This is a genomic window from Amycolatopsis sp. CA-128772 (genome assembly GCF_002904295.1).
In the GTDB taxonomy this organism is placed as follows: domain Bacteria; phylum Actinomycetota; class Actinomycetes; order Mycobacteriales; family Pseudonocardiaceae; genus Amycolatopsis.
The window spans coordinates 224,527-235,731 of sequence record NZ_PPHG01000003.1 but is presented as its reverse complement, the minus strand read 5'-3'; the positions used below and the strand labels follow the sequence as shown (position 1 = coordinate 235,731).

The 11,205-nt window shown below is 74.0% G+C and carries 12 protein-coding genes; 4 read left to right on the top strand and 8 right to left on the bottom strand.

Going from position 1 to position 11,205, the window contains the following annotated elements; translation table 11 throughout:
- Together C2L59_RS01550 and C2L59_RS01545 are read left to right on the top strand one after the other, a co-directional pair.
- The coding region (locus C2L59_RS01550) for a DUF742 domain-containing protein (protein WP_146060261.1) at positions 1-590 on the top strand (590 nt) is incomplete at its 5' end.
- Between the two features lie 40 nt (positions 591-630).
- Positions 631-1,296: an O-methyltransferase gene (locus tag C2L59_RS01545; RefSeq protein ID WP_103347690.1), complete on the top strand. Its 666-nt coding sequence runs from the start codon at positions 631-633 to the stop codon at positions 1,294-1,296.
- 109 nt (positions 1,297-1,405) lie between these two features.
- Here C2L59_RS01545 and C2L59_RS01540 read toward each other — a convergent pair whose 3' ends face one another.
- The 7 genes from C2L59_RS01540 to C2L59_RS01510 all read right to left on the bottom strand — a co-directional run bounded on the left by C2L59_RS01540 (position 1,406) and on the right by C2L59_RS01510 (position 8,166).
- Positions 1,406-2,476: an HAD family hydrolase gene (locus C2L59_RS01540; RefSeq protein WP_103347689.1), complete on the bottom strand. Its 1,071-nt coding sequence runs from the start codon at positions 2,474-2,476 to the stop codon at positions 1,406-1,408.
- A gap of 26 nt (positions 2,477-2,502) precedes the next feature.
- Positions 2,503-3,624, bottom strand: a complete 1,122-nt coding sequence (locus C2L59_RS01535) for an acyl-CoA dehydrogenase family protein (protein ID WP_103347688.1) — start codon at positions 3,622-3,624, stop codon at positions 2,503-2,505.
- Positions 3,617-3,892 (bottom strand): acyl carrier protein, encoded by a 276-nt coding sequence (locus C2L59_RS01530; RefSeq protein WP_103347687.1) that lies wholly within the window; start codon positions 3,890-3,892, stop codon positions 3,617-3,619. Before C2L59_RS01530 ends, C2L59_RS01535 begins: the two co-directional genes overlap by 8 nt.
- Positions 3,893-4,765, bottom strand: a complete 873-nt coding sequence (locus tag C2L59_RS01525; protein ID WP_103347686.1) for a 3-hydroxyacyl-CoA dehydrogenase family protein — start codon at positions 4,763-4,765, stop codon at positions 3,893-3,895.
- A 72-nt stretch (positions 4,766-4,837) separates the two neighbouring features.
- Positions 4,838-5,155 carry a hypothetical protein gene (locus C2L59_RS01520; protein ID WP_103347685.1) on the bottom strand — a complete coding sequence of 106 codons (318 nt, stop codon included), beginning with the start codon at positions 5,153-5,155 and terminating at the stop codon, positions 4,838-4,840.
- Positions 5,152-7,890, bottom strand: a complete 2,739-nt coding sequence (locus tag C2L59_RS01515; RefSeq protein WP_103347684.1) for an AAA family ATPase — start codon at positions 7,888-7,890, stop codon at positions 5,152-5,154. Before C2L59_RS01515 ends, C2L59_RS01520 begins: the two co-directional genes overlap by 4 nt.
- Positions 7,891-7,902: 12 nt before the next feature.
- Positions 7,903-8,166, bottom strand: coding sequence for a hypothetical protein (locus C2L59_RS01510; protein ID WP_103347683.1), 264 nt, complete (start codon positions 8,164-8,166; stop codon positions 7,903-7,905).
- Positions 8,167-8,357: 191 nt separating this feature from the next.
- Here C2L59_RS01510 and C2L59_RS01505 point away from each other — a divergent pair, with 191 nt between their 5' ends.
- Both C2L59_RS01505 and C2L59_RS01500 read left to right on the top strand, forming a co-directional pair.
- The gene (locus C2L59_RS01505; RefSeq protein ID WP_103347682.1) at positions 8,358-9,155 is read left to right on the top strand and encodes a thioesterase II family protein; all 798 of its coding nucleotides are present in this window, start codon (positions 8,358-8,360) and stop codon (positions 9,153-9,155) included.
- A gap of 44 nt (positions 9,156-9,199) precedes the next feature.
- Entirely contained in the window at positions 9,200-9,961 is a 762-nt protein-coding gene (locus tag C2L59_RS01500; RefSeq protein ID WP_103347681.1) for a DeoR/GlpR family DNA-binding transcription regulator, read from the top strand.
- 1 nt (position 9,962) lies between these two features.
- Here the strand turns inward: C2L59_RS01500 and C2L59_RS01495 are convergent, their stop codons facing one another.
- The gene (locus tag C2L59_RS01495; RefSeq protein ID WP_103347680.1) at positions 9,963-11,123 is read right to left on the bottom strand and encodes a cytochrome P450; all 1,161 of its coding nucleotides are present in this window, start codon (positions 11,121-11,123) and stop codon (positions 9,963-9,965) included.
- Positions 11,124-11,205: the final 82 nt, after the last annotated feature.

Below are 11,205 nucleotides of genomic sequence, written 5' to 3'. Positions count from 1 at the left end.
AGCGGAACGCGCGCCCCGCCCGGGCCGAGCGGAAGCCGCGCCCCGCCCGGGCCACCGCGACCGGCGGCGCCACCCGCGTCGACCGTCCCGGCCCCCACACCCCGCAGCAGGCGCGCCCCACCCGGCCCGGCTCAGCCGAATCCCACCCCGACCCCGCCGAGTCCGCCGGAGACGACCGCACCCGCGGCCGGCGCGCGGCCACCCTCGGCACCCGGCCCGCCACACCTCCCGGGACCACCGCCGGCCCCCCGGCCACGCCGGCACCGCCCTACGTCCGCGGCACCCGGCTCCCGCCTCCGCGCGCCCGGCACCTGCTGCCCCCGGAGGTCATGCTCTTCGCCACCGGGCGGCACCGGGCCGCGCGTGACCTCGAGCCGGAGCTCGCCGCCCTGTGCCGGATGTGCCAGATCCCCACCTCGCTCGCCGAGGCTTCCGCCTACCTGCTGCGGTCGCTGGACGACACCCGCGCCCTCGTCCGGCGCGGCGTCGACGCCGGCCTGCTCGGCGCCGACGTGCCGGAGCTGGGGCTCGCCGGGCGGCCGCCGCTGGCGTTGCTGCACCGCGTGCACCAAGGGCTGCTGCGCCGGTGAACTAGACACTTCCAGGTAGCGGCGAACCTAGGCTTCGGCCATGGCGACCCAACTACTGGCGTCCTCCGACGTACTCAGCTACGTGAGCGAGCATTCGCAAGCCGAGGACGAAATCCTGCGCGAACTGCGCGACGAGACGGCATCGCTGCCCATGGGGGCGGCGATGCAGGTGTCCGCGGAAGAAGGCCGGCTGCTCGCGTTGCTGGTCAGGCTGACCCGGGCGCGCCTGGTGGTGGAGGTCGGCACCTTCACCGGGTACGGCTCCCTCTGCCTGGCCCGCGCGCTGCCCGCCAACGGGCTGCTCGTGACCTGCGACATCACCGCCCGCTGGCCGGCGTTCGGCCGCCCCTACTGGCGGCGCGCCGGCGTGGAGGACCGGATCGACCTGCGGATCGATCCCGCCGAGCAGGTGCTCGACGCCCTCTTCCACGAGTACGGGCCGGGCGCGGTCGACCTCGTCTTCATCGACGCCGACAAGGTCGGCTACGCCGCCTACTACGAGGCTGCGCTCCGGCTGCTGGCCCCCGACGGCCTGATCGTCGTGGACAACACGCTCTTCTTCGGCCGCGTCACCGATCCCGAAGCCCTCGACCCCGACACCGTCGCCATCCGCGAGTTCAACCGCCTGGTGCGCGACGACCCGCGCGTGGAGATGTCCCTGCTGCCGATGGCCGACGGCATCACGCTCATCCGCAAGGCGGGCTGACCCCGCCGGGACCGGCCGCCACGGACCCCGTGGCGGCCGTTTCCCGTACGCGGCGAACGCCGAAGAGGCCCGCCCCCGGGCCGGGGACGGGCCTCTTCGCGAAAGAACCTCAGCGGATGCCGACGGGCTCGGTGAGGTCGGGCGCCACCAGGGTCACCGTCGTCGGTTCCTCCTGCGGCACCGGCTCCAGGTGCAGGCGCTGCAGCCCCGCGACCTCCCCCGACGGCAGCACCGCGGTGCACGCGCAGGCGTCGTCGGCGAAACCGGCGAAGCGGTAGGCGATCTCCATCATCCGGTTGCGGTCGGTCGGCCGGAAGTCGGCGACCAGGTGCGCGTCGGCGTTCGCGGCCTGGTCGGCCAGCCAGCGCAGGATGATCGAGCCCGCACCGAAGGACACCACCCGGCACGAAGTCGCCAGCAGCTTGAGGTGCCAGAGCTCCTCGAACGTCTCCAGCAGGATGACCCCGACCGCGCCGTGCGGGCCGAAGCGGTCCTGCATGCTGACCACCAGCACGCGGTGGGAGGGGTCGTCGAGCAGGCCGCGCAGCTTCTCGTCGGAGTAGTGGATGCCGGTGGCGTTCATCTGGCTCGTGCGCCGGGTCAGCTCCTCCACCCGGGTCAGCTCGGTGTCGGTCGCGGGCAGGATCGTCATGCGCAGGTCCAGCGAGCGCAGGAAGTCCTCGTCCGGGCCGGCGAACCCGGCCTGGGCCTCCTGGCGGCGGAAGGACGCCTGGTACATCTGGCGGCGCCGCCGCGAATCGACGGTGACCGTCTCCGGGCTGAACTCCGGCAGGCCCGCCAGCGCCGGCACGTCCTGCGCGCGGTAGGTGCGTACCTGCGGGTGGTGGTAGGTCACCTCGGCCAGCTCGCTGTCGCGGTCATCGACGAACGCGATCGTCTCCAGCGCGAACTTCAGCTCGTCCGCGATCGCCTTGACCGACTGCGACTTCGGGTGCCAGCCGATCTGCGGCAGCACGAAGTACTCCGCGAGGCCGAGTTCCTCCAGCCGGGCCCAGGCGTGCTCGTGGTCGTTCTTGCTCGCCACCGACTGCAGGATGCCGCGCGCGTCGAGGGTCTTCACGAGCTGCCGGATCTCCTCGGCCACCTCGACCGCGCCGTCTTCGAGCAGCGTGCCGTTCCACAGGGTTCCGTCGAGGTCCCACACCAGGCACTTGACCATGGTCGTGCTAGCCACCGGACTCCTCCTCAGTCGCCGGTATTCACGAGGACACGGGTGTGCCCCGCCAGGATGAGCTGGCAGATCTCGTTGCTGCCTTCGATGAGTTCCATCAGCTTCGCGTCGCGGTGCGCCCGGGCGACCACGTGGCCGTCCTGGGCCGCGGCCGAGGCCAGCACCTGCACCGCCGTACCCGAGCCGCGGGCTGCCGCCGTCGAGCTGACGTACTTGGCCAGCACGGTCGCGACCACCAGTTCGGGCGAGCGCTCGTCCCAGGCCCGGCTGGCGTGCTCGCACACGCGGGTCGCGGCCTGCTCGTCGGCGTAGAGGTCGGCCAGGTGCCGGGCGACGAGCTGGCGGTCGGCCAGCGCCACGCCGCCCTGGTGCCGGTTCGCCGCGTGCGCGCCGGCCGCGGCCAGGCAGGCCCGCAGGATGCCGACGCAGCCCCAGGCGACCGAAATCCGCCCGTAGGCGAGCGCGGTCGTGACGAGCATCGACAACTCGACCCCGCCGCCGCCCAGCACCGCCGAACGCGGCAGCCGGACGTCCGCCAGCCGGACGGTCGAGTGGCCCGCGGCCCGGCACCCGCTGGGGTGCGGGACGCGCTCGATGGTGACGCCCTCGGCGGTCGCCGGGACGACGACCGCCGCGCCGAGCCCGTCGAGCTCGCCGACGACCACGATCAGGTCCGCGTAGGCCGCCGCTGTGATCCAGACCTTCTCGCCGTTGACCACGACTTCGTCGCCGTCGGCGCGGACGGTGGTCGCCACCGACGACAGGTCGCTGCCCGCCGCGGGTTCGCTGAACGCCACCGCGGCCAGGTCGCCCGAGGTGAGCCGGCCGAGGTAGTTCGCCCGCTGGGCGCGGTCGCCGAAGCGCTGGATGGTCCAGGCCGCCATGCCCTGGGAGGTCATCACGCTGCGCAGGGAGCTGCACAGCGAGCCGGCGTGCGCGGTAAACCGTCCACTGTGGAGGCTGCCGGCGCCGAGGCCGCCGTATTCGGCGGGCACTTCGGCGCACAGCAGGCCCCGGGCGCCCAGCGCGCGCAGCAGTTCCTCGGGCAACAGGCCCTCGACGTCCCAGGCCGCCGCCCGGTCGCCGACCCGCGCGGTCAGTTCGGCGGCGGCCGCTTCCAGGGCGTGCTCACTCATCGAGCAGGCGCCCCACGAGCGCCGTCATGCCTTCGACGGTGCGGAAGTTGTCGAGCTTGAGGTCGGCCCCGACGATCGCGATGCCGTAGGTCTGCTCCAGGAACACGACCAGCTCCATGGCGAACATCGACGAGACCAGGCCGGTGCGGAAGAGGTCCTGGTCGACCGGCACGTCCTGCTTGACGCGCGCGGTCAGGAAGTCCCGGATCTCCCGCGTCACGGCCTCCGCCGTGCGCGCGGGGGTTGCGGTGGTGGAGACGTCGTTCACTCAGAACACCTTCCCGTACTCGTAGAAACCCCGCCCGGATTTCCGGCCGAGGTGGCCGTCGGCCACTTTGGACTGCAGCAGGGCGCACGGGGCGTGCCGCGGGTCGCCGGTGCGTTCGGCGAGCGCCCGCAGCGCGTCCGCGAGGTTGTCCAGGCCGATCAGGTCGGCGGTGCGCAGCGGGCCGGTCGGGTGGCCGAGGCAGCCCTGCATGAGCTCGTCGACCGCCTCCACCGACGCGGTGCCTTCCTCGACCACGCGCGCGGCGTCGTTGATCATGGGGTGCAGCAGCCGGCTGGTGACGAACCCGGGTGAGTCCCGCACGACGACCGGGCGGCGGCTCAGCCGCTCCAGCAGGCCCAGCACGGCGTCCAAAGTGGACTGCCCGGTCCGCGGCCCGCGGACCACCTCGACGTTCGGGATGAGGTAGGCCGGGTTCATGAAGTGCGTGGCCAGCAGGTCCGCGGGGCGCTCGACCGATTCGGCCAGCTCGTCCACCGGGATGCCGGAGGTGTTGGTGATCAGCGGGGTGCCCGGGGCGACCAGCGCCGAAAGCGTGCCGAGCACCTCGGCCTTGACCTTGTCGTCTTCGATGACCGCCTCGACGACCGCGGTCGCGTCCTTCGCCGCGCCCAGGTCGCTCGTCGCGGTCAGGTTCCCCTCGGCGACGTCGGGGAACGCGCCCATCAGGCGGGCGTGCCGCAGTTGCTGCGCCACACGCCGCTTCGCCAGGTCCACCGCATCGCCGTCGACTTCGACCAGGGTGACCGGAACCCCGTGCCCCAGCGCCATCGCCGCGATGGCGGACCCCATCACGCCGCCGCCGATCACGGCCGGCCGATCCTGCGCCTGTCCGCCCACCGCGTCTCCCTGCATCGTCGGTTTTCCTTCGTACGCCGGGAAGCGTCGGTCACGGCGGCGGTGCGGGTCAACGAAGAGCCCGTATGTCTAGGGTTTTCCGTCGGGCTCGGCCACGACGGGGCCGTCGCTCAGCACGCCCAGCGCCGCCAGGTCGCCCATCCACGCGCGCAGCGAACCGGTCAGCTCGGCCGGTTCGACGTCGCAGGTGGGACCCAGCGTCCGCGCCGCGGCGGCGGGGTCCCAGCCGTGCTGGGCCAGCGCGATCCACATCGCGGCGCCGAGACCGCTGGCGAGCACGCGGTGCTCGCCGGTGGGCAGCACCACTTCGAGCACGCCGGCGTCGTCGACGAGCACCGACAGCCCGGGCACCGGACGCAGCCCGCTCCCCCGCTCGTCAGCCGTCACAGCACGGGTTCCGGTGCGAGCAGGCCGGCGGGGAACCGGTCCTGCAGCTGGGTGCGGCCGCTGACGCCCAGCTTGCGGTAGACGCTCGTCAGGTGGATCTCGACGGTCCGCACGGCGAGCTGGAGCGTGTCGGCGATGATCCGGTTGGTCGCGCCCGCCGCGGCGAGCTCGCCGACACGCCGCTCCCCGAGCGTCAGCACGTCGGTCACGCTGCCGGTGACCGGGTAGTTGCGCCCGCCCGCCGCGGTCACCCCGGCCTGCGCGTCCTCCGCGCGGCTCCAGAAGCCGGACCGCACCGAGAGGTCCACGGCGGCGCGGAACGCCCGGCGCGCGCCCTGGTGGTCGCCGGTGCGCAGGCGGGCCCGCCCCAGCGCGGTTTCCGCTTCGGCGAGGTACCACGACGCCGGCGTCGCGCCGAGCACGGCGGTCGCGGCGGTGAGCCCGTCGACGGCGGCGTCGCCGTCGGCCACCAGGCCGCGGCCCAGCAGCGCCAGCCCCCGCGCCGAAGCGGAGCCCCAGGCCCGGGCCAGCTCTTCGCCGTGCGCCACGAGCTCGGCCGCCTCGGACCGGCGGCCGAGCCGGACGAGCACCCGGGCGCCGTCGAGCCACCACGGGACGAACACCGGGTTCGCGCTGCCCTCCGCGCGCAGGCCGGCCCCGCACCGGCGGAAGGCCGCGACCGCCTCCGCCAGGTCCCCGCGTGCCTCGGCGAGCCGTCCGCGAGCCAGCAGGTGCATCGGGAAGCGGAGCAGGGACCCGTCGGGCCCGGTGCGGTCGGCGCGGGCCATCGCGGCCGCCGCGCCGTCGACGTCGCCCTGCTGCAGCAGCACCAGGGCCTGGGCGACCAGCGGTGCGGTGGCGAGCTCGGCGCGGTCGTCGTGCTCGGCGGCGCGCACGGCCGCCGACGCGTCCGAGAGGGCCCGGGAGAGGTCGCCGGCGCCGCACGTGAGCCACGAGTGCGCGGTCAGGGCGACGACCTCCGGCCAGCCGGCGTCGCCGCGCACCGGGCCCGGGGCCAGCCCGCCCAGCGCGTGCAGGGCTTCGTCCACTTCGTCGGCGGTGAACAGGACGTAGGCGGCCAGTGAACCGGCCCACCGCACCGAGGGTTCGGGGCGTTCGAGGGCCCGCCGCGCGCAGGAGACGGCGAGGTCGCGGTCGGTGCCGCGCACCATGTGCGCCACCGCGGCCATGGCCAGCACGCCGACCTCGGCCGGGGTCTGGCCGGTCAGCGTGGACATCGCGGGCAGGCGCGCGCCGAGGAGGTCCAGCGCACCGGGCTGTTCGAAGGCCACGGCCAGCAGCGCGGCCTCCAGCTCGATCCGCAGGCCGCGGTCGGCGTCCCCGGCGTGTCCGCCGAGCTGCTCGAGCGCGCCGGTCAGCAGCCGCGTCGCCTCCTGCGGTTCCCGGGCGGGCAACGCCGCGATGGCCAGCTGCAGGGAGATCCGCGCCCGGCTGCGGGGGTCCTCGGCCAGCTCGGCCACCCCGGCGAGGGTCGCGTACGCCGCCAGGGGGTCCCGCACGCCGACGAGCCGGGCGAACTCGATCCGCATCGGCACGTCCTGGGGCCGGTCGGCGACGAGCACGCCGAGGTAGCGGGCGGCGTCGTGGGGGCGGCCCGCCCGTTCCGCGGTGCGCGCGGCTTCGGCGAGCACGTCCCGCATCCACCGCTCGGGCAGCCGCCGCCGGCCGAGCAGGTGCGCGCCGACGTCCTCGGGGGCGCACCCGCGGTCGTTGAGCAGCCGGGCCGCGCTCAGCCGCAGCGACTCCAGCCGCCGCTCCGGCACGCCGGCCAGGACCGCGTCGCGGACGGCGGGCGAGACGAGCTCCCGGCCGTCGGCGCGCAGCAGCCGTTCGGCGGCCAGGACACCGAGGGCTTCGGCGGCGAGCGGTTCGGGCACGCCGCCGAGCAGGGCGACGAGCTCCACGTCAGGGGCGCCGAGCACGGCCACCGCTTCCGCGGCGCGCCGCACGTGGACCGGCCGGCCGGCCAGCGCCCGCTCGACCAGCCGGGCGCGGGCGGCCGGGACGAGCACGCGGGCCCGGGCCAGCGCGTGCTCGTCCGCGGCCAGCCCGTCCAGGTGCAGGGCCGCGCAGACGTCCCCCAGCAACGCGGGGTTGCCGCCGGTCAGCTCGGTCAGCTCGGCGACGAAGCCGGGTCCGGGCGGTTCGGGCCACCACGCGGCGGCGACGCCGGCGACCTCGGCTTCGGTGAACGCCCCCAGGTCGATGGTCGCCACGTCGCCCGGCGGCAGCGTCATCGGCGGCCACAGCGGGTGGCCGGCGGGGCGCTGGGCGACCACGACGAGCAGGGGCTGCTCGGCACCCCGGTGCGCCTGGTGCGCCAGCACCCGCACGGAGGCCTCGTCGCAGTGGTGGAAGTCGTCGAGCAGGACGACGACGGGACCGGCCACGGTGAGCTCGGCCAGGCGGCGCCCCAGCCGCCGGGACAGCACCGGCACCGGCATGCCGTCCCGGCCCCCGGAGTCCGGCAGGAGCCCTTCGGCGGCCCGCCCGGCGCCGCCCGGACGGCGGCAGGTCTCCGACAGCACGACCGCGCGGTCACCGACGGACCGCGCGAACTCCGCCAGCAGCGCCGTCTTGCCGGTCCCGGTCGCACCGCGCACCCGCACCAGGGTGGCCGAACCGGCCCGCGCGTTGGCGAACGCCGAACCGAGGACCTCCAGCTCCCGCCGCCGGCCGGCCACGCGCCCGGCGACGCTCGTCACCTCCGCCATCTCACCGGCCTTTCACGGGAGGCGGCGGCCGCCCAGCCCCTCGTCGTCGGCCCCCTGCCACATCTCGGGCGCGTACGGCGTGTCGGGCACGGGAACCCGGTCGGTGACGGCGGCCGGGGCGGCGGGCAGCTCGCCCAGCCCGCTCTCGATCCAGCCGAGGTCGCTCATCAGGCGCCGCATCGGCGGGGTGTCCCCGTGGATCCGGTGCAGGGATTGGATGGCGCGACGCAGCTCGGTCGCCTTGCGCCGGGCGGCAGTGAGCGCGTCGGCGGTCATCGGGACTCCTCTCGGCGGGGCACGCCGATCGCGTGCCCGGCCGACGTTAGGTCGTCGCGCACCCGGAAAACCCCGAAGCTCGGCGGATCCCGGAGCGGAGCGGCCCGGTGTGAGCGGCAACACTAGGGAATCCGTGGCCCGGACCGCGGTTCACTGGCGGACCTGTTACCGCGTCGAAGGGAAGCGCTCTCGTGAACATCGCGGACAACGCCACGACGTCGTGGATCCGCCGTTACCACCCCGCCGCCGGCGCGGGTGTCCGGCTCGTGTGTTTCCCGCACGCCGGCGGTTCGGCCAGCTACTTCCATCCGGTTTCGGCGCGGTTCGCCCCGGACGTCGACGTGGTTTCGCTGCAGTACCCGGGCCGGCAGGACCGCCGCCGGGAGCCGAACGTCGACTCGATCGCCGGGCTGGCCGAGCTGATCGCCGGCGAGCTGGCCGCCCTCTCGGACAAGCCGGCGGTGTTCTTCGGGCACAGTATGGGCGCCGTCCTCGCCTTCGAAACCGCCTGGCGGCTCGAACAGCGCGGCCTGCGGGCGCCGGGGGCGATCGTCGCGTCCGGACGGCGCGGGCCCTCGACCTTCCGCGACGAGCGCGTCCACGAGCGCGACGACGACGGCGTGCTCGAGGAGGTCCGGGACCTCAACCGGGCGGACGGGACGGTCATCGGCGACGACGAGATCCTGCGGATGGCGCTGCCGGCGATCCGCGCCGACTACCGGGCCATCGAGACCTACGCGTGCCCCGCCGGGCGCCGCGTGCGCTGCCCGGTCACCGTGCTGATCGGCGACCAGGACCCGAAGGTGACTCCCGAGGAGGCCGGGAACTGGGAGGCGCACACCGAAGGCGGCTTCCGCCTGGCCGTCTTCCCCGGGGGCCACTTCTTCCTCGCCCGGCAGCAGAGCGCGGTGAACGCGGAGCTCCAGCGGGAGCTCACCGCGCTCGCCGCGCCGGTGGCGGCATTGCCTTCCGGACGCGATTCAACATAAAGTAACATCAGCACCAACACAGAACGACATGAGCGGGGGTCGCGGTGTACGCGGAAGAGCGTCAGCAGCTGATCCTCGAGCAGGCCCGGTCCCACGGCCGGGTCGACGTGGCCGAACTGGCGGCCGAGTTCGCGGTGACGACGGAGACGATCCGCCGCGACCTCACCACCCTGGAACGCCACGGATCGCTCCGCCGCGTACACGGCGGGGCGATCCCCATCGAGCGCCTGGGCTTCGAGCCGGCGCTGAACACGCGGGAAAGCGTGATGACCGCGGAGAAGAAGCGCATCGGCAAGGCGGCGCTCGCCGAGCTGCCCGCGGAGGGGGCGATCCTGCTCGACGCGGGCACGACCACCGCGCACCTGGCCGAGGCGCTGCCGATCGACTGCAATCTCACGGTGGTCACCAACTCGGTGAACATCGCGCTGACGCTGTCCAAGCGGCCCAACCTCACGGTGATGCTGGTGGGCGGCCGCCTGCGGGCGCGCACGCTCGCCTCGGTCGACTCCTGGGCGCTGCACTCGCTCAGCGAAACGTTCGTCGAAGTGGCGTTCATGGCGACCAACGGCCTGTCCGTCGAGCGCGGCCTGACCACCCCGGACCCGGCCGAAGCGATGGTCAAGCGGGCCTCGATCGCCGGCGCCCGCCGCGTCGTGCTGCTGGCCGACCACACGAAGGTGGGCAACGACCACTTCGCCCGCTTCGCCGAACTGTCCGACGTGGACACGTTCATCACCGATGGTGGCATCGATTCCACGGTGGCCGCGGAAATCGAACGCGAAGGCGTGAACGTGCTGACCGCCTGAGCTACCAGCGCACGGGCAGCTCGTAGAGTCCGAAGAGGACTCCGTCGTGCTTGAACGCCAGTTCGTCGGCGGGCACCGCCAGGCGCAGCCGCGGCACCCGGGCGAACAGGGTGGTCAGCGCGACCTCCATTTCCAGCCGCGCCAGGTGCTGCCCGAGGCACTGGTGGATGCCGTAGCCGAAGGCGACGTGGTGGCGCGCCGGGCGGGCGGGGCAGAACTCGCCGGCGTCCTCGAACACGGTCCCGTCGTGCCCCGCGGCCAGGCCGAGCGGCGCGACGCCTTCACCGCGGCGGATCAGCTGCCCGGAAATCTCGAGGTCCTCGGTGGCGACGCGCAGGCTCACGACGTCGGAGATGGAGAAGAACCGCAGCAGCTCTTCGACGACGCCCTCGTGCCCGATCCACTGCGGGTTTTCCAGCAGCATGACGACCCCGAGGGAAAGCATGTTGGCGGTGGTTTCGTGCCCGGCGACCAGCAGCAGCATGGCCACCCCGAGCAGTTCGGCATCGTCCAGCACCCCGCCGCCGATCAGCCGGCTGATCAGATCCTCCCCCGGCCGCACCCGCTTCGCGGCGATCAGTTCGGTGAGGTAGGTGTTGATCTCCCCCAGCGCGGCTTCCCGCTGCCGCGCCGTCGAAGCGAGGCTGACCAGCACGCGGGTGCGGGACTCGAAGTGCTCGTGGTCTTCGTAGGGCACGCCGAGCAGCCGGCAGATGACGAGCGAAGGCAGCACGAGACAGAAGGCCGAGACGAGATCCGCGGAGTTCCCCCCGGCCAGCATGGCGTCGATCCGCTCGTCGACGATTTCCTGGACACCGGGCCGCAGTTCACGCACCTTCCGCACGGTGAATTCCGGGATGAGCAGCTTCCGGTACCGCGTGTGCTCAGGCGCATCCATGGCCACGAACCACCCGGGCAGCGCTTCGGGCGCCCCACCGGTGGCAGGAAACCCGGGCCGCGCGGGATCGGAGCTGAGCCGCGGATCGGTGAGCGCGGCCCGCACATCCTCGTGCCGCGCAACGAGCCAGACGGGCGTCCCCCCGGGAAGCACGGTCCGGCACAGACCGGGCCGGGCCCGCAGCCCGGCATAGCCCTCGGGCGGAGTGACCTGGCCGGGCGCCCGCCGCGGGAAGTCGACAAGGCCGGGTTCCGTGCTCACCATGCCCCGGTTCTACCCCGCTCCGCCCTTGAGATCCCATCTCGGCGGCGGAAGTCTGGAAAAACCCCTAAGGGCTCACGGACCG